A 21,143-nucleotide genomic window follows, 5' to 3' on the forward strand; every position below is an offset into this window, starting at 1 on the left:
GACCTGGGCGGTTGCAGCACTCGGCCGACACGGTCCGAATGCAGCGTGAGAGGTGGTGGCATGACTCGACAACTGGGCGAGGCGAAGGTTGGGCAGGAATCCACCGGCGCCACGCCGAGCCAGGGTGCACCGGCGAAGACCCCCGAAACCGCCAAGCAGTCCCCGACAGCCTCGGTGCCCAGTTCGGCGTCTCGGCGGGTTCGTGCGCGGCTGGCTCGGCGGATGACCGGTCAACGGGGGATCGCGGCGGTCAAGCCGGTGCTCGAACCCTTGGCCACCGTCCACCGCGAGCTGTACCCGAAGGCCAATCTCGGCCTGCTCCAGCGCGCGTTCGACGTCGCCGACGAACGCCACGCCAAGCAGTTCCGCAAGTCCGGCGACCCCTACATCACGCACCCGCTCGCGGTCGCCAACATCCTGGCCGAGCTCGGCATGGACACGACCACCCTGGTCGCGGCCCTGCTGCACGACACCGTCGAGGACACCGGCTACTCCCTCGAACAGCTCAAGGAAGAGTTCGGGCAGGAAGTCGCCCACCTCGTCGACGGCGTCACCAAGCTCGACAAGGTGAACCTGGGCGCGGCGGCCGAGGCCGAGACCATCCGCAAGATGATCATCGCCATGGCCCGCGACCCGCGTGTGCTGGTGATCAAGGTCGCCGACCGGTTGCACAACATGCGCACCATGCGTTTCCTGCCGCCGGAGAAGCAGGCCAAGAAGGCCAAGGAAACCCTCGAGGTGATCGCGCCGCTGGCGCACCGCCTCGGGATGGCCACGGTCAAATGGGAGCTGGAGGACCTCGCCTTCGCGATCCTGCACCCCAAGAAATACGACGAGATCGTGCGCCTGGTCGCCGATCGCGCGCCCTCGCGTGACACCTATCTGGCGAAGGTGCGCGCGGAGATCACCAACACCCTGGCCGCGTCGCGGATCAACGCGATCGTCGAAGGCAGGCCCAAGCACTACTGGTCGATCTATCAGAAGATGATCGTCAAGGGCAAAGACTTCGACGATATCCATGACCTGGTCGGCATGCGGATCCTGTGCGAGGAAGTCCGCGACTGCTACGCCGCGGTCGGCGTGGTGCACTCGCTGTGGCAGCCGATGGCGGGGCGGTTCAAGGACTACATCGCGCAGCCGCGCTACGGCGTCTACCAATCGCTGCACACGACGGTGGTCGGCCCCGACGGCAAGCCGCTCGAGGTGCAGATCCGCACGCAGGACATGCACCGGACCGCCGAGTTCGGCATCGCCGCGCACTGGCGGTACAAGGAGACCAAGGGCAAGCACTCCGGTGACGCCGCCGAAGTCGACGACATGGCGTGGATGCGTCAGCTGCTCGACTGGCAGCGGGAGGCCGCCGATCCCGCGGAGTTCCTCGAATCGCTGCGCTTCGACCTGAAGTCGCCGGAGATCTTCGTGTTCACGCCCAAGGGCGATGTGATCACGCTGCCGCAGAAGTCCACTCCGGTCGACTTCGCGTACGCGGTGCACACCGAGGTGGGGCACAAGTGCATCGGCGCGCGGGTGAACGGCCGCCTGGTGGCGCTGGAACGGCAACTGGAGAACGGCGAAGTCGTGGAGGTGTTCACCTCCAAGGCGCAGAACGCGGGACCCAGTCGCGACTGGCAGAAGTTCGTGGTGTCCCCACGTGCGAAAGCCAAGATTCGCCAATGGTTTGCCAAGGAACGGCGCGAGGAAGCGCTCGAGAGCGGCAAGGAGCAGATCTCCAAGGAGGTCCGCCGCGTCGGGCTGCCGCTGCAGCGGTTGATGAGTGTCGAGGCGATGACCGCGGTCGCGCACGAGCTGCACTACAGCGACATCTCCACCCTCTACACCGCGGTCGGCGAGCACCAGGTGTCGGCGCATCACGTGGTGCAGCGGCTCATGGCCCAGCTCGGCGGCATCGGCGATGTCGAGAACGAGCTGGCCGAGCGGTCGACACCGTCGACCACGCCGGCCCGTCAGCGTGTCACCGGTGACGCGGGCGTGCTCATTCCCGGTGCGCCGGGAACGGTCGCGAAGCTGGCCAAGTGCTGCACGCCGGTGCCGGGCGACGAGATCATGGGCTTCGTGACCCGTGGTGGCGCGGTGAGCGTGCACCGCACCGACTGCACCAACGCCGATTCCCTGCAGGAGCAGTCGGAGCGGATCATCGAGGTCGAATGGGCGCCCTCACCCTCGTCGGTGTTCCTGGTCGCGATCCAGATCGAGGCGCTCGACCGCACCCGATTGCTCTCGGATGTGACCAAGGTGCTGGCCGACGAGAAGGTCAACATCCTGTCCGCCTCGGTGGCCACCCATGGTGACCGCGTCGCGATCAGCAAGTTCACCTTCGAGATGGGCGACCCCAAACACCTCGGTCACCTGCTGAATGTGGTGCGCAACGTCGAAGGTGTCTACGACGTGTACCGGGTGACCTCCGCCGCCTGACCCGACTACGGCCCGGGCACTCTCCTCGCGAGGGTGCCCGGGCCGCTGTCTGCCCAGGTGATCGCCGAAAGGTTGCTGGTCGCATCGGGTTTGCCGGGGGCAGCGAAAGGGCCGATTAGGGCAGCGGTTGGGTTACCCGGAATCTGTTACGGTTTAGTGCGTTTCAACGCTCCACTGGTCAGCCGAAACGGACTGTGATGCGGATCGATATGGCTCGGTGCACGACACGACTCACGGGGACGCTGATCGCGTTCACCGTCGCTTCGCTGTCGGTTACGGCGGGGGTGGCCGGCGCGGAAGACGGTACACCCACCACGCCGTCTACACACGTATCCATCGCCGCGTGTCCGGCACTGTATGCCTTGGGAATTCAGGGCACGGGCGAGTCCTCGCCCGACGCGGCGCCCAGCACCGACACCGGGATGCTGTCGACGGTGTTCCGTCCGATGCTGGCCGGTGCGTCCGACCCGGGACTTGTCGATCGCGCGTACGTGCCCTATGAGGCCGGTTTCGGCGGTGCGGTCCAGGGCGGCGCGGTGCCGTACACCGAATCGGTGGCCGGGGGCCTGGAACGACTTCGCGCGATGGCGACCCAGGTGGCGCAGCGCTGCCCGGACACCCGGTTCGCGGTCGTCGGCTATTCCCAAGGCGCCCACGTCGCCTCGCTGTTCGCCCAGGAGGTCGGAGCGGGCACCGGAGCACTGTCCGCGGACAAGGTCGCCGCGGTCGCGTTGTTCGCCGACCCGACCCGTGCGGAGAACGCGCCACTGTTTCCCGGCGCGCCCGACCGGACCGCACCGCTGGCGGCGCCGGGAACCTCCGGCGACGCGGTGGCGAACATCGGTGCCGTGCGTCAAGGGGTCGCCTCCGGTGGTGGGCTCGCCCCGCAGAGCGAGCAGACCGATGACTTCGGTAAACTCACCGGTCGTGTCGCAAGCTTTTGTGCCACAGGCGATCTCGCGTGTGACGCACCGCAGGGCGCGCCGATCGTGCGTGCCGTCACCAACCTCATGAGCCAGTCGAAACTCTCCGGCGGCGATCCGATCGGCTCGTTGACCTCGATCGCGCAGGCGCTGGCGTTCACCTCCATCAAAACGGCCACCGCGGTGGTCGAGGAGGACATCTCCGGCGCCACCCTGGCCGACGTGTCGATCTCGCCGAAGAAGTCGATCTCACAGCGAGTGTCCGATGCCTCGGACCCGAACAGCAAGCTCGACATGAACGCCGCGTATCAGGCGCTGCTGAAGGTCGGCATGATCGGCCTCAATGCCGTCGCCACCGTGGTGAAGTCGGTGATCAGCCCGGCGAGTATCAGCGAATTGGCCACGGCCACATTGTCGAATCCGCTGGCCGGACTCACGCTGCTCGGGACGAAACTGGCAGGCGCGGTCCCGCAACTGGTGCCGCCGACCACCGGGGTCCGGCTGGTCAACGAGGCGTTCACCGCGGTCCAGCAGAATGTGACCGACAACGCCGAACTCCTCGACGTCACCACCTGGGTGCGCTACTGGGACACGCTGCAACGCCATGACGCCTACTCGCGCATGGGCGTCGGCGCGAACGGCGCCACCCCGACGGAGTACGTCGGCCGGTGGTTCGCCGCGCTCGCCCACGACGCGGCAGGCGTTTCCGGGAAGGGAGCGGTACCGGTCGGCGGGTCCGACTCGCGTGGTATGGGAATATTCCAGAGCCCGACCGGCGCGTCTACGACAACCAAACCCTCCGGTGGGGGACAATTTCCGTTCGGGACAGGAGCCGATGGCGCCTCATCCGGCGGCGCGACGACTCCGCCTGCCGCGACACCCGTAACCACCGCACCCACCACCCGTCCGTTCTCTGTGAACTGATCACCGAGAGGTCTTCGATGCGAACTGTGCCCGGCGCCGTGGAAAGGGGGGAATGTTGAAGTCGTACAACGAATTGTCGCGCTGGTACTCGGCGCTGGAGCCCGAGACCGAGACCGGCGCCCCCGTGCGCCCGGACACCACCGAACCGGTGGCGGGCGACGACGACAGCATCGACCGATATTCGACGAATCCCGACGCCGCCCCGATCGCCGAGCCGGCGCCGGATCACGCCACGGCAGGGGAGCGGCAGCCGGAACCGTTCAGCCTCGCCCTCGACTTTCAGCCGACCGCCACCGGCGGCTCGCCCAGCCGGGAGGCCGGCCATCAGGCGCAAGTTGCCGGCGACCCGCACGGTGGGAACGTCGAGTCCGAGCCGAAAGTCGGCGACCCGTTCAGCCGGGCCACCGAGTTCCATGACGCGACAACCGAATCCGCGAGCTGGGCCGCGCCCGAGAACGACAAGCGGCCGTACCAGGCCGAACCAGAGCATGCGCCCGAGCCCGCTCCACCGCCTCCCGCGCAACTCGCCGGGCGCCGGAGCGACTTCACCGGCGGCTGGTCGGACTGGGTCGCCGAACCGGCACCCGGCCCCGACGACGACTACGACGCCGAACTCGTCCAGTTCCCCTGGCCGGAGGCCGCCGCCGACGAATACGACAACGCCCGGGTGCTCGAGCCCTCCGGCGCCTTGCGCGCGAGCCGGAAACGTCAGCGCACGTGGGTGGTTCTCGCGGTCTCGGTCCTCGTGCTCGTGCTCGCCGCGACCGGGGTGTTCTTCCTGCTGTTCGGGCGCGGCGACAGCAACACCGCCCGCGACACCGCCCCGCCCCTGCACTTCACCGCGGGCAACCTGACCGCCGACACCGCGGGATCGTGCCCGACCGAACGCACCGAGATCGTGCTGCGCAGCGCCGAAGCGGGCGGCACCGACTCGGGCCCCGACGCCGTTCTCGCCTTCCAGTACGCCTACTACGTGACCCGATCGGGGGAGCAGGCCAGAGCGGTGGTCACCCCCGACGCCGATGTCTCGCCGGCCGCCGTGATCCAGCGCGGTATCGACACCATCCCGGTGGGGACCACCCACTGCGTGCGGATCACCACCGTCGCGGCCGACCGGTTCACGGTGGAGGTCACCGAGTTCCGGCCCGCGGGCGCACCGGCCACCTACACCAAGCAATCGGTGCGGACAGCGCTGGTCGGCGATCGCACGCTCATCACGGGCATCGCGGCAGGGTAAGGAGAGGCGATGACAGACGATTGGAGCCGATGGCTCGACGAGGCCCCCGAGGGGGACCCGTCCGATGACCTGGCGCGTGATCCGGCTCCGGTGGTGCGGTTGCGGCGTCGCAACGGTGAGCGCCGCGACGGCACCCGGAGGCCGATCCTGGTGGTCGGCGGCTGCGGCGGCGCGGGCACCACGACGACCGCGCTCGGACTGGCCGCGGAGCTCGTCACCGCGGGTGCGACGACAGTGGCGGTCGACGCGACCGCGGCGGGCAGCGACATCGCGCTGCGCGGGGCCGACAAGCACCTGCACCCGGTGAACCTGCAGTCCTGGGTGTACGGCCGGGGCGACGACGAACCGGCACCCCTGGAAGACTGCCTGTCCCGCTCCACCTCCGGGTTCGGACTGCTCTGGCGGGACGCGACCCCGCTGCGCCGTCGCGCGACATTTCTCACTGTCGCGCGGGCGCTGGACACCGGTGGGTACACCGCGGTCTACGACGGCGGCAACCCGATTGCCGGACGGCAACTGCGGCCCCTGCTCGACGACGCCGATATCGCACTGGTATTGGCCATCCCGGCCCGCGTCGACGCCGCCAACCGGCTGCGCGTGACCCTGGAATGGCTCGACGACCACTACGGCGACGACGGTGCCGGTGTGGTCGCCGACACTACTATCGTTGTCTCGCATCAGTATTCGCACGACGACTCGCGCGTAGCGGAGCATTTGCGCGAACACCTGTCGGGGTGGGTGCGCGAGGTCGTCGAGATTCCCTACGATCCGCATCTCGCGCGCGGGGAACTCGTCCGCCACGCCGAGCTGGCCGAGACGACGCGTTCGGCGTATGCGAGCTTGCTCGCGGGGGTGGCATCATGACGGCAGCCATGAATCTTCGTCGTCGTCGTGAACCGGACGCCCCCGCCGGTGTAGTCGCGCCGCCAGAATCGCTGCGCGCCAAGATCTGGGAGCGCCCGGTGCCGGGGGTCGGCCGGGCGCCGCTGGTGTGGTTGCTCGGCGTGCACGGTGGCGCGGGCGCGACCACGCTGTCGCACGTGCTGGCCCCCGCGGCCGACGCGCGCGGGCGCTGGCCCGGGGTGTTCGACCGTGAATCCCCCTATGTCGTGCTGGTCGCCAGGGAAACCATCTCCGGACTCACCCGCGCGCACGATCTGCTGCGCCAGCACCACGCCGGGCTGGCCGGCCCGGCACTGGTTCTCGGCCTGATCACCGTCGCCGCGCGCCCCGGCCGGATGGCGCCGGAGATCCGGCGCTACCGGGAGGTGGTCGGCTCGCTGGCCGGGCACGTCTGGCAGGTGCCGTGGTTCGAGGAATGGACTCTGGTGGAGTCCGATGTGCTTCCGGTGTGGTCGCCGGGCGACGAGGTGGCGGTCAAGAAACGCCGCCCCGACCCGCTCGACGACGTGCCGGTCGAAATCGGTGACCTCGGTACCGATGTGGTCGCCGCGATCCGCACCAGTCTCGGCCCGCCCACGTCGGGCGAGGGTCGATCATGAACGCCGGGCGGTTCGCCGGTCGGTGGTGTACAAACGTGTGTCGTCGTCGAAGTGTTTGTGGCACAACACCTTTACTGTGGGAGAAAGGCACCCGATGAGCATGCTCCTCCTCGCCGTGCAGGACACGTACGGCACCGTGCTGGCCCAGGTCGGTAACCCGACCCCGGAGGCTCCTCCCGGCTCGGAGAAGATCCTGCAGCTGGTGCGTTACCTCACCTGGTTCGTGCTGCTGTCGGGCATCTGCGGCATCACCTACGCGGGCGGCAAGTTCGCGTGGGAGCGCTGGACCGGTGGTGGTCTCGAATCGCCGAAGATGGTGGCGGGCGCCATGATCGGTGGCGTCGTGGCGACCAGCGCCGGCACGATCATGAGTGCGGTCATCGGTTAGTGATCACCGTGCTCGCCTACAAGCAGATCCCGGCCGACGTGTTGGCGCCGATGATGCAGTTGCTCAACTGGCTGCTCTGGTTCGTCCTGCTGTCGTGCCTGGCCTGGATGATCCTGTCGGCGGGTCGATTGTGGATCGCGTTCCGCAGCGACCTGGCGGTCAACGACGCCTCACACGGCGTCCTGATGAGTCTGATCGGTGCCTCGGTGGCCAGCACCGCGTCGGCGATCGCGCTGGCCTTCCTGCCGGCATGAATTCCACAGTGACACGACCGGTTGCGGTCGGTATCGCATTGCTCGCCGCGGCCGTCGGCTGTGGTGGCGGTGGCGATACCGGCCCCGACCTGACAGCCGCGCCGACCGGGGTGGGCTGGCAGGACTACCAGGGCATCTCCCTGCCGCACACCGATCAGGGCCCGAAAACAGTGGGGCAGGGCGCCGCGACGGGGTTCGAGCATTCCCCGCGCGGGGCCGGGCTGGCGGCACTGACCCACACCATCCGGTTGTCGGTGGCGCCGGACAGTCAGTGGGCCCAGGTGGTGAACACCGAACTCGTCCCGGGGCCCGCGCGGGACGAGTGGGCGATCAACCGAGTACAGCTGTCGATCACCGGACCCGCCACGGCGGAGTACGCGCCGAAATTGTTGGGTTACAAAATTACCGAATATCGTGACGAGCGAACGACTGTCGACGTCTATACCGAATACTCCGACCGCTCACGGGCGGTGAACCACACCACGGTGAGCTGGTACGGCGGAGACTGGCGACTGCAGTTACCCGATCCCCGTTCCACCGACCGGCCGGTCGACCCGATCGATGAATTACCGCAGGACATTGTGACATTGGAGGCACCGCAGTGAGCGAGAAGGAGCCGGGCACGCGCGACCGCGCGTCCTTCGGCATGATCGCCTCCGGTGCCCTGCTCGCCCTGATCATGGTCGTCGGCGCCGTCGTGTACTTCACTCGCGACGGCGGCAGCGAGGTGGACAACGCGCCGCCGCCCGCCCAGGCCGCGGGCGGAACAGGATTCGCCGAACCCGAGGTCGACCTGCTCGGCAGGCGGGTGGACATCCCGAACAACCCGGCGGGTCAGCCGCTGGCCCAGCAACCGGGTACGCAACGTACCGCCGCGGACCCGGATTGGCTGACCGGCGCGCCGGAGGGCACCACGAAACCGCACGGCTGGCAGCGTGTCTACGGCGCGTCGGTGCCGTTCTCCACCTCCGACGGGCCGTCGCGAATCGAAGACGGCCTCGCCGTCGGCTACGCGCGGACACCGCAGGGCGCCGCGCTGGCCGCCGCGCAGATCACCTACCGGCTCAACGCCCGCCCGGCCGACCGCGACCTGTATGTGACCCAATTGCGGGTCAGCACAGCGCAGCTGGCCGCTTACGACTCCGCGCTGTCGGGCGAGCGGCTGCCCAAACAGCAGCCGGAGAAGGTGACCCGGTATTTCGTGGCCTCCGACGCGTTCAAGATCGACGATTTCGCCGAGGATCTGGCGATCGTGCGGCTGGCCTCACGCGGTCCGGTGATCGATGGCAAGCAGTTGTATGCCGCCATGCGGATGATCGTGGTGTGGGACGCCGGTGACTGGCGGCTCAAACCGTCGACGACAGCAAATACCCAGACCGAGTACGTGGAATCGCTGGCGGGGTGGACGACATGGTGATCGAGGTACAGCACAGCCCGGATCGATTCCGCGCGGACCATCGAGGGGTGCCAACTATGCTGAGGCGGATCGTCACCATTTTCGCGGTGATCTTCACCGTGATGATCGCGACGCCGACGGTGGCCTACGGCCAGACCTACGGCTTCGACGAGGCGTGCAACGAACTGCACGACACCCTCGACAGCGTCGCGATCCCCGGAGTCTCGCTCGGCGACGCGGCCTCGGCGGTGTGCAAGGCGGGCAATGCCGCCTCCCACCCTGGCGACGCGGCCACCGCGGTCAAGGACAAGGCGTGGGATTCCACCTTCGGCAAGGTGGTCGACTCGCTGATGAAGGGCCTCGGCGAGGCGCTGATCCTGGCGTTGACCTTCTGGATGAAGGTGCCCAACGAGGCGGTGAGCGACTCGGGGGCACTGTTCACCAAGATCAACGACTACACCTATCAGATCCAGATATTGCTGTTGATCGCCTCGGTGATCATCACCGGCGGCCGATTGGCCGAGGCCAGACGCGGGGCGGCCGTGAGCGAGGCCGCCGAATCGTTCCGCCTGTTCGCCAGGGTGGTGTTCAGTTCGTGGATGCTGGGTGCGGTGATCGTCGCGGGTACGCGAGCCTCGGACAAGTTCTCCGAGTGGATCATCGACGACGCCACCGGCGGCAACGCCAAGAACATGGCCGAGCTGATGGTGAAAACCAGCAAATTGCAGGCCTTTTCGCCGGGTCTGGTGCTGATCATCGCCATCGTCGGACTGCTCGGCGCGCTCGCCCAGATCGTGCTCGCCATCGTTCGGCAGGGCCTGCTGGTGGTCGCCGCGGGCGTGCTGCCGCTGGCCGCCGCCGCCTCGGCGACCGGCACCGGTAAGCAGTCGTATCAGAAACTGGTCGGCTGGATCATCGCGTTCATGCTGTTCAAACCGGTGGCCGCGATCGTGTACATGATCGCGTTCACCACCGCGGGCCACGTCGACGAGACCACGGAGTCCGGTGGCTTGCCCAGCGGCGAGGACGCGCAGCGGATGCTGGTCGCGCTGGTGCTGCTGTGCAGCGTGGCGTTCGTGCTGCCCGCGCTGATGCGACTGGTCGCGCCCGCGGTGGCCACGGTCGGCACCGGCGGTTCGGGTCTGATGGTGGCCGGTGGTGCGGCGGTAGCCGCCATGGGGCTCGGCGCGATCGGCACCAAGGCTGTCGCCTCCCGGCCGGTGGCGGCGCCCGGCTCCGCGGGCTACTTCGGTAGTGGCGGTGCGGGTCCGCGGCCCGGTGGGCCCGGCGGCGGGGGAAGTGGCGGCGGTGGTGCGGCGCCACGACCGATGCCGCCACCACGTGGGGGTGCGCCCGCGCCCGCGACGACGAGTTCGGGCTCGGTGCCCGCGGGGGCGGCCCGCAATGTGGCCGCCGCACGGACCGCGGCCAACACCACCGCACGCGCGGACCAATCGATGGGCGACGTCGCCGGTGACCGCTGGGCGAATCGTTCACCCGACCTCGGCAGGAGCACGATTCCGCGATGACGACCTCGGCGACCGACACCTACGAGCGCCGCTCGTACGGGCTGTGGCAGAAACCGCGCAGCGCGGGCCTTTTCGGCCTGCGCTGGGAAGAGACCGTGATCGGTTTCGTCGTGGTGATCACGGCACTGATCTGCGCGATGGTCGGTGGATTCAAATGGGGTTTCATCGTCGGCGGGCTCGGTGCGCTGGTGATGGTGCCCCTGGTGTGGCGGACGGGGGGCCGCTCGGGCTATGAGACGGGACTGATGATGTTCAACTGGAGGCGCTCGCGCAACAACGGCGAGCACGTGTATCGCGGTGGCCGGTTCTCCCGGATCCCCGGCGGTGTCACGAAACTGCCGGGGCTGCTCGCGCCGTCGAAGCTCTACGAAGGCATCGACGCCGGTGGGTATCACTTCGGGATGATCCATCTGCCCGCGTTCGCGCAGTACACGGTGGTGTTGCGGGCCTGGCCGCAGGGGCACGAGGCGGTGGACCAGCCGGTGATCGATCGCTGGGTCGCGGCCTGGGGCACTTTCCTCGCCTCGGTCGGGCAGACCAGCGACATCGTCGCGGTGGTGCCGGTGATCGACACGGTGCCCGAGACCGGAAACCGGTTGCTCAACGAGGTGTCCACGATCACCCGCCCCGAAGCCCCCGATCTGGCCCAGCAGGTGATGTACGAGCTGGCTACCGAATTGCCGCAGGAGCGTGTGCAACTGCTGCCGCGGGTGGCGATCACGTTCAAGGCGACCACCGCCGAGCGGCGCAAGAACCCGGCCGAGGAAGCGGTGGAGATCGGGCGCAGGCTGCCCGGTATCTGCGCGGCGCTGGCCGAGGCGGGTGTGCGGGCGCAGCCGATGTCGGCGGAGGAGGTCATCTCCTTCATCCGCCGCAGCTACGACCCGGCCTCGCAGGCCGACCTCGAGGTGGCCGCGGCCGATCCCGGCGGGCACGGTCTCGGCTGGGACGACGCGGGTCCGGTGTCCTACGACGAGAAGTGGGATCACCTGATCCACGACGGTGGCCGCTCGGTGACCTGGGAGATGGACGCGGCGCCCGAGGGCGCGGTGGACGAGCGGGTGTTGCAGCGACTGCTCGCGCCCAATCCCGAAGTGCCACGCAAACGCATCGCGATCGTCTACCGGCCACACTCGGCCGCCGACGCCGCCGAGATCGTCGACGACGATTTCAAGAACGCGCTCGTGGCCCAGCAGAGCGAACGCGGCGTGGTGTCGGCGGCGGCGACGCTGCGCGTCGGCGCCACCCAGCAGGCGCGCGAGGAGCAGGCCCGCGGACACGGTGTCACCCGGTTCGGTGCGCTGGTCACCATCACCGAACCGCTGCGCGGTGACCTGCCCCGTATCGAGGCCATCACCCGCGACCTGTCCACGCAGGCTCGGCTCAAGATCCGGCGCTGCTACCGCTACCAGTCCGCGGCGTTCGCGGCATCTCTCGGTTGCGGCGTGATCCTGCCCGAACACGCAACCATTCCGAAGGCATTGGCGGGGTGAGGCGATTATGGGACGCGACTACGAACCCCCGGTGCGCGATCGCGACGACGTCGCGTTGCGCCCGGTCCACCGGCCGCCGCGCATCCGCGGCGAACGCGAGCCACGGCCCGCGGGGAGCGCGCCGCGCGTGAGCGACGACGTGCTCGGCCTCGACGAGCGCACCGAACGCGACGAGCGCGAACGCTCGGCGCGGGGTTCACGCGTGCCCGAAGAACGCCCGTCGGGTGAGCGCAGGTCGCGTGAGGAACCCCGTGCCGACCGAGTCCGTCCGAACCGACCGCGTGGCGAGGAACCACGCAGGCCGAGGGAGGACGAGGACGGTCGCGTTCGCTCCCGCGGTGACGAGATGCACGGTCGCGGTGACGGGCCACGCGCACCCGGCCGCGAAGGTACGGGGGAGCGCCGCACCCGGCGCCCGCATCCCGATGCCGAGCGGGCCGCACGGGCGCGGGCCGAACGTGGGCTGCGCGACGAGGACCACGGCCCACGTCTGGAACACCAACGCCCCCAGAATGATCCGCGTCGACGGCCGAAGCAGGCCGAACCCAAGCTGACGAAGAAGAAGCCGAGGCCCGCGAAGGCTGTGCGCGCGATCCGGCCCGATGAGGCCGCCGACCGCGCGATGGGTTCGGGGCGGTCCGCGAAATCGACCAAGCCGGACCGGCGTTCGCAGTCGGGCCCGACGCTGCTCGACGACGCCACCCGCGCCCGCTACGAGATGATCGCCCGGGAGCAGTCGGGTCTGCGGGCGGCGTGGGCGACCTTCCGGATCCACACCGACGACCTACGCCGCAACAACGCGAACGCCCGCAGCGAGGCCGTCGTCAAGGACGGATTCGACCGCACCACCGCCGAATTGACCGACCGCGGTTACTCGGGCGCGGGCGGCGGCAAGATGAACGTCGTCGGTCGCCCGGTGGAGTATCGGGCGACCACCGCCCAGGTCGCGGGTCTGTGGCCGTGGTCGGTCGGTGCGGGCGCGCCGCTGATCGGCACCCCGCTCGGCTCGCATCTGCACACCGGCGCCCCGGTCTGCTTCGATCCGATGAACTGGTTCATGCGCGGCAGCTTCATCACCGCGCCCAGCCTGTTCGTGCTCGGTCTCAACGGTTTCGGCAAGTCCTCGCTCGTGCGCCGGATCGTGCTCGGCGGTATCGCCCAGGGCATCACCCCACTGATCCTGGCCGACGTGAAACCCGACTACCGCAAGATGGTCGAACTCGTCGGCGGTCAGGTGATCGACCTCGGCTACGGGCACGGCAAGCTGAACCCGCTGGCCGCGGGCGTGCTCGGTTCGGTGGTGCCGCGCCTGGCGGACAAACCCGCACTGCAACGTCAGGTGCTGCAGGATCTGCGGGCCAGACAGGTGACGCTGATCGCGGGCCTGGTGGAACTGGTCCGCGGCGCCCGCGTGGCCGACTTCGAGGAAACGCTGATCGCCACCGCGCTGCGCATCCTCTACCAGCCCGGCGGCTTCACCCCCGACAAACCGCCGATCATGGAAAACCTGCTCGAGGTGATCGTCGGCGGCGGCGCCGAGATGATGCTCGACGCGGGCGCCGACAACACCGACGAATACCAGAACGCGATCAAGGGGCTCCGCCGTTCGCTGCGCGCGCTCACCCAGGGCCCGTTCGGCGCGATCTTCAACGGCCAGACCAGTGTTCCCATCGATACCGGCGCTGTCGCGGTGTGTATCGACGTCTCGCACATCCCCAGCGGTGACAAGAAGCTCAAGGCCGCGGTCATGTTGGCCTGCTGGGCAGACGGTTTCGCCTCCGTCGAGGCCGCGCACGTGCTGGCCGACGCAGACCTCGGCCCGCAGCGCTACTTCCAGGTGGTGATGGACGAGCTGTGGCAGGTGCTCGGTCTCGGTGACTTCATGGTCGACCGCGTCGACGAGCTGACCCGTCTGCAGCGTGGCCTGGCCACCGCCCTGATCATGATCAGCCACACCATCAAGGACCTGCAGGCGCTGGGGTCGGACGCCGCGATCGCCAAGGCCATCGGCTTCCTGGAACGCGCGCGCGCCAAGATCTTCGGCGCGCTACCGGCCGAGGAGATCAGCAGGCTCGACTCCACGGTGCCGTTCACCTCGGCCGAGCAGGAGATGGTGACGAGTTGGTCGGCGCCGCAGGCCCTCACCGGTGAGGCGCTCAAGCCCGGCCAGCAGCGGCCGTCGCCGCCCGGTACCGGCAAGTTCCTGCTGAAGGTCGGCGAGGATCGCCGGCCGGGCATTCCTTTCCACATGGAGTTCACGGTGTCGGAGCGAGAAAGCGGAATCCACGACACGAACCAGCGCTTCAGCGAGTTCGGCGACAACCCCAGGGGCACGCCGGACTATTCGAACGGGAGTGAGCAATGATGCCGCACCGGTCCTATCGCCGGGTTTCGCCGGAGGTCCGCAACGCCGCCGTCGCCCAGGTGGTCGCGCTGACCGACAAGTTGCGCAGCGAATCGGAGGCCTGCCGCATGGTGGCCGAACAGATCGGTGTGCACGCCAATTCGGTGCGCAACTGGGTCCGCGCGACCCAGGACCCGAGCCTGGATCGCATGGACGCCACCGCGCTACGCCGCAAAGTGGCGCTGCTGCAGCAACAGCTGGCCGCCGCCGCGGAAATGAACCGCACGCTCGCCGACACGCTCAACGAGTCCCGGCGCCGCACATGAACTCCGCCGCGGCGGACGTTGCGCGAATCGGCGCCCGGCGCGGAACGCGGGGAGTCGGCCGGTGAACGTCCGCACGATGATGATGACGGTGTTCGGCTCGGTCATCGGGTTGGTGGCCCTGGTGCTGGTGATCGTGCTGCCGTCGTCGGACGAGACCTGCGAGACCGGCGATGTGCTGGTCGGATCGTCGGTGCCCACGCTGCCCGAACTCGGTGGTGACAACCGTGCCGGTGCGACGAGTGCCGCCGCGCCGACATCGAATCCGGCGGTCACCGGTACGCCGTCGCTGGCCGCTGGTGTCGGTCCGCTGCGCCGCACGTTGCCGCTGGAGACCGGAACGTTCACCATCTCCGATGTGTTCGGTTCGCGCGGCGGCGATCACAAGGGCATCGACATGGCCGCCACCGACGGCACCACGATCTACTCGGTGTCCGACGGCAGGGTCGTCGCCGCCGGTCCCGCTTCGGGTTTCGGCAACTGGATCGTCGTCGATTCCGTCGACACCAACGGTCGCGCCTACTCCGCGGTGTACGGCCACATGTGGGACGCCGGCGTCAAGGTGCGCACCGGCCAGACGGTGACCGCGGGTCAGCCGATCGGGATGGTCGGGTCCGCGGGCGAATCGAGTGGCCCGCACCTGCATTTCGAGATCGTGCCCGGTGGCCGGTTCACCGGTGGTCGCCAGATCGACCCGATGCCGTGGCTCGACGGCGCGCCGACCCCGGATGTCGGCGGCGCGCGGGCATTTTCGAGCGATCCGAACTGTGTGCGTGGATTCGGTAGCGCCGGTGGGGCACTGGCCGACGGGAAGGTGCCCGCCGAACTCGAGATCTGGTATCGCCGCGCGGGGACGGTGTGCCCGGAGATCTCCTCGTCGCTGCTGGCCGCGCAGGCCAAGCAGGAGTCGGGATTCCGGCGCGGGCTCACCTCGCCCGCGGGCGCGCAGGGCCTGGCCCAGTTCCTGCCGGGCACGGCGGCGGGCATCAATCCCGAGGACGGTCAGCCCTATGTCATCGACGCCGACGGCAACGGGTCCGCCAGCGTGTGGGACGACGGTGACGCGATCATCGGCCAAGCCCGCTACATGTGTTCGATCGCCCACAAGATCGCGGGCTGGATGGCCGCGGGGCGCGTCTCGGGCGACCTGGCCGCTCTCACCCTGGCGGGGTACAACGCCGGTGAGGGTGCGGTGCTGGCCTCCGGGGGGATGCCCAATCAGTATGCGGCGCACTATTCCGAGACCAGGCCCTACGTCACCAACATCCTGTCGATGGAACCCCAGTACCGCGCGCCCGGCGCGCAGGGCCGGTTCACCCCCGGGCAGGGCAGCGACGGCGAGCAGATCGTCGAGGCCGCCCACGACTGGCTCGGCACACCGTACGTGTGGGGCGGTGGCGGCGTGCAAGGGCCGAGCGGTGGCGGATTCGACGGGCCGGGGCTGACCGCCGCGGCGGTGTTCGCCGCGTCCTCGGGCGCGGTCACGTTGCCACGCACCGCCGAACAGCAATGGGAGGCCGGACGGGAGGTCCCGATCGCGAAGGCGGCGGCCGGCGATCTGGTGTTCAGCGGGTTCGGGCGGCAGGGCCCGACACAGGTCGGGATCTACGCGGGCAACGGTCGGCTGATCCAGTCGGTGCCGCCGGCGAGCAACCGCGGTGGTGGGGGTGTCGCCGAGGTGGCGGTGCCCGGCGACGCACGGGCGAGGAGGGTGTTGTGACCACGCGACCAGCGATAACCTGGTGGGAGAGAACACGAATCCGCACAACCCCGGCGGTGATGCTCGTGGCAGTCCTGCTCTCGGTTCCGGCGTGCGGTGGCGACGCCGAGCCGACGCGTCCCGAGGCGACTTCCACCACGCGTCTGCTCGAAGCCGCGGTCGACCCGACGACTCCCGACGGTGTCGCGGTGGTCGCGCTGCGCGAGGTCTACACCTGGAACCCCGCGACCGAGCAACCCGGATCCTCGCTGCAGCGCGCGCGAGAATGGCTGGGGCCCAGCATGATACGTATGCTGGACAGTTCGATCGGGGCCACCGAGACGCCGAAACCGTCGCTGCAGTGGGCCGACTGGGCCAAGGCGAAAGCGCGCGTGGAGGCGTTCACCTTCGCCTCGGGGGAGCCGGCGCCCGCGAGCGCCGATCCCACGGTGGCGCAGTACAAGATCGGCATCGAACAAACGGTCGTCTACCCGAACGGCCGCACCGAAGAGCTACCGCCGAGCACCGTCATCGCGACGGTGGTGCAGACCCCGCAGGGCTGGCGCCTCGACGCGTTCCGCTGACCACCCACCACGTCCACACAAGGAGGCACCCGTGGCGAAGAAGAAGGTGACGGATCCGGCTGCGGTCGGACCCGACACGACGCTGATCATGATCATGTTCGGGTTCGCGGCGCTGATCACCCTCGCCGTCGCCCTGCACCTGGGCAACGCGCTGGCGGTTGTGCCGCAGACCATTCCGATCAACCCGATCGCGGTGGTCGCCGATCTGGCACGGGGCAAGCTGCACTGGCCGCGTGCGTCGACGGTGATCGTGCTGCTGGTGATCGCGTCGGCCATCGCGTACGTGGTGATTCGCAAGCGGTTGAAGAAGCGTGCGGGTGCGGGTCGGTTGGCGGTCGACGACAAGGCCGACCACATGGGCAGCGGTAGCGCGATCGCGTCGATCACCGAGGCCGGAGTCAGGGAGAAGGCGGCTGCGCTGGGTATGAAGCTGGGCACCAATGACTCACCCGGTGTGCCGATCGGCATCGCTGTCGCCGACGGCACCCCGCTCTACGGCTCCTACGAAGACCTGCATCTGGACATCTGGGGCCCGCGGCAGGGCAAATCCACCTCGCGGGTCATCCCGGCGATCCTCTCCGCGATCGGGCCTGTGCTGGCGACGTCGAACAAGCGTGACGTGGTCGACGCGACCCGTGATGTGCAGGAGGCCAAGGGCAGTCGCACGTTCGTGTTCGATCCACAAGGCGTCGCCGGTGAACGACCGACCTGGTTCTGGGATCCGCTGAGCTGGGTCAACTTCCGCACCGAGGGGTGTGAGATGCGGGCGGCTCGGCTCGCGGGACACTTCGCCGACGCCGAGACCGGCGGCAGCGCCGACGACGGCGACAACTTCTTCGATCCTGAGGCCGAGGACCTGCTCGCCGCGTTCTTCCTCGCGGCCGCGATCGCCGGCAAACCGATCACCCAGGTGTGGGAATGGGTGACGAATCCGCAGAATACCGAGGCGATCGAGCACCTGCGCGGCGCCGAACACCACTTCACCGCGTCCGGCCTCGCCATGCAGTACAACGCTGACGAGCGCACCAGGAGCGGCATCTTCGGTACTGCGAAGAAGATGATTCGCTGCTTGCAGCTGTCCAATGTGCACCCGTGGATCACCCCGGCCGACGGCGTCCGTCCCCAGTTCGACGAACTGGAGTTCATCGAACGCAACGGCACGCTGTACTGCCTGTCGCTCGAGGGGCGCGGTTCGGCCGCACCGCTGGTGAGCGCGCTCACCGAGGCGGTCATCGATGTGGCCATGCGCAAGGCCTCGCGCTCGTCGGGTGGCCGGTTGCCGATCCCGCTGCTCGCGGTGCTCGACGAGGCCGCCAACGTGGTGCGCTGGAAGGATCTGCCCAAGCAGTACAGCCACTTCGGCTCGCGCGGCATCGTGGTGATGACCGTGTTGCAGTCGTGGGCGCAGGGAGCGCGCTGCTGGGGCGAGGCCGGGATGAGCGCGCTGTGGTCGGCCGCCAACATCAAGGTTCTCGGCAGCGGAGTCGACGACATGGCCTTCCTTCGCGATCGGTCCGAGGCGATCGGCGAGTACGACTCGATCTCCGCGTCGATGTCGCAGTCGGGCAACAGCAAGAGCTACTCGCGTTCGCTGAGCTCCTCGGTGACCTTCACCGCGCAGGGCCTGGCGACGCTACCGCGCGGTCGTGCCGTCGTGTTCACCTCCGGTCAGCCCGCGGTCCTGGTGCGGACCGTGCCGTGGTGGGAGTCGGAGTACGCCGACGCGGTCAAGCGGTCGATCGAGCAGAACGACCCGACTCGCAAGACCCGCATCGAAGACCTTTTCGGGTCTCCGTCGTTAGCGAAATCTGTTCCGCCGGAAGAGATGGGTGAAGTCGAGGAGGTCAAGCCGCTGTGAGCTACGACAATGTCGCCAATGGGGAGATTACGAACGGCTACCAGGGGGTGTACGAGTTCGTCACCGAGTACTTGAGCCAGGTCTACCGGCGCCAGGTCACCGATATCAGTGACACGGTGTGGTGCCCGGAATGGTGGCACCACAGCGAGGCCGTGATCCGGTTGAGCGCGTTGTGGCAGGCCTGGGAGCATCACCGCCTGCAGGGCGGGACCGGCATCAGTGTGTGGTTCCTCGACCACGCGGACCCGCACATGACCAAGCTGTTCGACCCGAAAGGGCCGTTCAAATACTGCAGTGTGCGCAACGGTCACAAGGGGATGCTCGAACCGCTGCCGCTCAAGAAGCCGGAGGGCGCGGACGCGCAGATGTTCGGCAGTCCGGACATCGACCGGCTCTGGCAGAAGGGCCGCATACCGGACTGACCGAACAGATGCTCGGATCCCCCTGCCAGGCAAGGGGATCCGAGCATCTTCGGAGTCGGGTCAGCGACCGCGTTCGATGCCGCGTTCGATCCCGCGTTCCCCACGCTGACGCGCGAGGGTCGCGCGCATCACGGTGTCCCGGGACCGGATCGCCTCCTCCGGCGAGATGCCTTGGCCCATTTCGACCAGCATCCGAACCTGGGTGAGTTCCGGCGCGACGCCGGCACGCTGCAGATGTGCCGCGATCGCCGAGCGCCGCTCGGCGGAGTCGTAGCCGACGCTCGGTGTCGCCGCGGCGTTCGAGGCGAAGGGGGAGCCCTGCGGCTTGTTGAGGTTGATGCCGCGCGATTCCACATTGCGGGATTCCACGCCGCGCGACTCCACCGTGCGCGACCCCACCGACATCATCTGCACGAGTTCGATATTGCGCGGATCCTTGGCCTTGAGATCACGCGCTTCGCGGATCTGCAGTTCGCGCGCTTCCTTCATCTTGGCTTCGATCGCCTTCGCCCGGGACTCGGCCTCTTTCTGGCCGTGTTCCCGCGATTTGACGGCGACCAGGATGGCCATCTGCAGCATGGTGCGCATCATGGACGCTGTTTCGCTGCCGATGTCGTCGAGTTCCGCCATGACTGCTCCCCGATGCTGCTGTGGAAGTGGACATCTGAGCCTACCGCGTGAAGGACACGGTGCGATGTCCGGCGGGCCGGGTCGACAGCGGAGAAAATGCGGGTGAGCGGTCTGTGAGCCGGATGAATCGTAGGGTTGCCTAGCCTCTGATGATCTTCTTCGCACGTCGGGGCGGGAAAACCGGAAACGGACCGGACACGCCAGCGTGTTCGGTCCGTTTCGGTACTGGGAAAGCGGGTGTCAGCCCACCTTGACGGAGTTGAACGAGATCGGGATGGCAGGCCCGCCGTCTTCCGCGCCACCCTTGACGCCGCCGCCCGCGACCTTGTCCAGGGTGGCCAGGCCGGCCTCGTCGATCGTGCCGAAGATGGTGTAGTTCGGCGGCAGCTGGGTGTCGCCGAAGACCAGGAAGAACTGGCTTCCGTTGGTGCCCTTGCCCTCCGGGGAGGTACCCGCGTTGGCCATCGCGACCAGGCCGCGCTTGTAGTTCACCGGCTGCTGCAGCGCCGGGTCACCGGCGGGGAACAGGTCGGTGGGGTATTCGTTGTCGAAGGTGTAGCCGGGGCCGCCCATGCCGGTGGCCGCGGGGTCACCGCACTGCAGGATGCCGAAGCCCGGCGTGGCCACGATGCGGTGGCAGCTGGTCTTGTCGAAATAGCCCTGCTGGGCCAGGCTCACCATCGAGTTGACCGTGCAGGGTGCCTGCGCGCTGTTGAGCGACAACCCGATCGGGCCCTGGGTGGAATCGATCGCCACCTTCACCTCGGGACCGTCGGTGGCGACCGACGTCGTGGTGGGCGCGGTGACGGGCTTCGCCGCAGGCTCCTGGCCCGCCGGGTAGCTGCAGTCGACGGTCGCGGGCTTGGCCGCGGGGGGCGGCGGACCGGGGATGTCGAGGGGAGTGTTGACGAACTGGGTCGTCGGCACCGCCGAGGACGACTCGGCGTTGGCCGACTCGCTGTCGTCGCCCCTGGTGAGGAAATACACGCCGGTCGCGGCGGCCGCGACGACTATCACACCCAGTACCGAGCCCGCGATCGTCAAGCGCTTGCGCTTCTTCTCCTGCTCGGCCCGTCGTGCCAGCTGGCGCTCCAGCTTGCGCTTGGCCGCCGCCCGTCGCTGTTCGTTACTCGGCACTACCGCGTTCCTCCCGTGTCGTCAGGTTCGTCTAGAGGGTAACCGGTTGGACGCGGGGGGCGCCCGT

19 protein-coding genes are annotated in these 21,143 nt (G+C 68.6%); 17 read left to right on the plus strand and 2 right to left on the minus strand.

What is annotated here, in order from left to right; translation table 11 throughout:
- Positions 1-60 precede the first annotated feature (60 nt).
- The 17 genes from ACFTS5_RS02860 (at position 61) to ACFTS5_RS02940 (ending at position 19,309) form a co-directional block, all read left to right on the plus strand.
- Positions 61-2,433 carry a bifunctional (p)ppGpp synthetase/guanosine-3',5'-bis(diphosphate) 3'-pyrophosphohydrolase gene (locus tag ACFTS5_RS02860; protein ID WP_101467044.1) on the plus strand — a complete coding sequence of 791 codons (2,373 nt, stop codon included), beginning with the start codon at positions 61-63 and terminating at the stop codon, positions 2,431-2,433.
- Positions 2,434-2,630: 197 nt separating this feature from the next.
- Complete coding sequence (locus tag ACFTS5_RS02865; protein WP_378626930.1) at positions 2,631-4,280, plus strand: cutinase family protein; 1,650 nt, start codon at positions 2,631-2,633, stop codon at positions 4,278-4,280.
- Positions 4,281-4,335: 55 nt separating this feature from the next.
- The gene (locus tag ACFTS5_RS02870; RefSeq protein WP_378626932.1) at positions 4,336-5,517 is read left to right on the plus strand and encodes a hypothetical protein; all 1,182 of its coding nucleotides are present in this window, start codon (positions 4,336-4,338) and stop codon (positions 5,515-5,517) included.
- A 9-nt stretch (positions 5,518-5,526) separates the two neighbouring features.
- Positions 5,527-6,381: a MinD/ParA family protein gene (locus ACFTS5_RS02875; RefSeq protein ID WP_378626934.1), complete on the plus strand. Its 855-nt coding sequence runs from the start codon at positions 5,527-5,529 to the stop codon at positions 6,379-6,381.
- Positions 6,378-7,019, plus strand: a complete 642-nt coding sequence (locus tag ACFTS5_RS02880) for a hypothetical protein (protein ID WP_378626935.1) — start codon at positions 6,378-6,380, stop codon at positions 7,017-7,019. Before ACFTS5_RS02875 ends, ACFTS5_RS02880 begins: the two co-directional genes overlap by 4 nt.
- 94 nt (positions 7,020-7,113) lie before the next feature.
- A complete protein-coding gene (locus ACFTS5_RS02885; protein ID WP_056815437.1) occupies positions 7,114-7,407 on the plus strand; it encodes a hypothetical protein in 294 nt (97 codons plus the stop codon).
- Positions 7,407-7,661: a hypothetical protein gene (locus ACFTS5_RS02890; RefSeq protein ID WP_056810720.1), complete on the plus strand. Its 255-nt coding sequence runs from the start codon at positions 7,407-7,409 to the stop codon at positions 7,659-7,661. Before ACFTS5_RS02885 ends, ACFTS5_RS02890 begins: the two co-directional genes overlap by 1 nt.
- An 8-nt stretch (positions 7,662-7,669) precedes the next feature.
- Positions 7,670-8,266 carry a hypothetical protein gene (locus tag ACFTS5_RS02895; RefSeq protein WP_378626936.1) on the plus strand — a complete coding sequence of 199 codons (597 nt, stop codon included), beginning with the start codon at positions 7,670-7,672 and terminating at the stop codon, positions 8,264-8,266.
- Positions 8,263-9,078 (plus strand): hypothetical protein, encoded by an 816-nt coding sequence (locus ACFTS5_RS02900; RefSeq protein WP_378626938.1) that lies wholly within the window; start codon positions 8,263-8,265, stop codon positions 9,076-9,078. The genes ACFTS5_RS02895 and ACFTS5_RS02900 overlap by 4 nt, the downstream gene beginning before the upstream one ends.
- Before the next feature lie 56 nt (positions 9,079-9,134).
- Positions 9,135-10,586, plus strand: coding sequence for a hypothetical protein (locus tag ACFTS5_RS02905; protein WP_378626939.1), 1,452 nt, complete (start codon positions 9,135-9,137; stop codon positions 10,584-10,586).
- Positions 10,583-12,079: an SCO6880 family protein gene (locus ACFTS5_RS02910; RefSeq protein ID WP_266290614.1), complete on the plus strand. Its 1,497-nt coding sequence runs from the start codon at positions 10,583-10,585 to the stop codon at positions 12,077-12,079. The genes ACFTS5_RS02905 and ACFTS5_RS02910 overlap by 4 nt, the downstream gene beginning before the upstream one ends.
- A 7-nt stretch (positions 12,080-12,086) precedes the next feature.
- Positions 12,087-14,444 (plus strand): hypothetical protein, encoded by a 2,358-nt coding sequence (locus ACFTS5_RS02915; protein ID WP_378626941.1) that lies wholly within the window; start codon positions 12,087-12,089, stop codon positions 14,442-14,444.
- The gene (locus tag ACFTS5_RS02920) at positions 14,441-14,749 is read left to right on the plus strand and encodes a transposase (protein ID WP_056810706.1); all 309 of its coding nucleotides are present in this window, start codon (positions 14,441-14,443) and stop codon (positions 14,747-14,749) included. Before ACFTS5_RS02915 ends, ACFTS5_RS02920 begins: the two co-directional genes overlap by 4 nt.
- A gap of 61 nt (positions 14,750-14,810) precedes the next feature.
- A complete protein-coding gene (locus ACFTS5_RS02925) occupies positions 14,811-16,466 on the plus strand; it encodes a peptidoglycan DD-metalloendopeptidase family protein (protein ID WP_378626944.1) in 1,656 nt (551 codons plus the stop codon).
- On the plus strand, positions 16,463-17,029 hold the full coding sequence (locus tag ACFTS5_RS02930; RefSeq protein WP_378626945.1) for a hypothetical protein: 567 nt from the start codon (positions 16,463-16,465) through the stop codon (positions 17,027-17,029). Before ACFTS5_RS02925 ends, ACFTS5_RS02930 begins: the two co-directional genes overlap by 4 nt.
- 31 nt (positions 17,030-17,060) lie before the next feature.
- Positions 17,061-18,887, plus strand: coding sequence for a type IV secretory system conjugative DNA transfer family protein (locus ACFTS5_RS02935; protein WP_378626946.1), 1,827 nt, complete (start codon positions 17,061-17,063; stop codon positions 18,885-18,887).
- Positions 18,884-19,309, plus strand: coding sequence for a DUF4913 domain-containing protein (locus tag ACFTS5_RS02940; RefSeq protein WP_378626947.1), 426 nt, complete (start codon positions 18,884-18,886; stop codon positions 19,307-19,309). Before ACFTS5_RS02935 ends, ACFTS5_RS02940 begins: the two co-directional genes overlap by 4 nt.
- 60 nt (positions 19,310-19,369) lie before the next feature.
- Here the strand turns inward: ACFTS5_RS02940 and ACFTS5_RS02945 are convergent, their stop codons facing one another.
- A complete protein-coding gene (locus ACFTS5_RS02945) occupies positions 19,370-19,939 on the minus strand; it encodes a hypothetical protein (protein ID WP_378626948.1) in 570 nt (189 codons plus the stop codon).
- Positions 19,940-20,179: 240 nt separating this feature from the next.
- Positions 20,180-21,076: a peptidylprolyl isomerase gene (locus ACFTS5_RS02950; RefSeq protein ID WP_378626950.1), complete on the minus strand. Its 897-nt coding sequence runs from the start codon at positions 21,074-21,076 to the stop codon at positions 20,180-20,182.
- Between the last annotated feature and the right edge of the window lie 67 nt (positions 21,077-21,143).

This window comes from Nocardia sp. NPDC056952 (assembly GCF_042674185.1).
In the GTDB taxonomy this organism is placed as follows: Bacteria; Actinomycetota; Actinomycetes; order Mycobacteriales; family Mycobacteriaceae; genus Nocardia.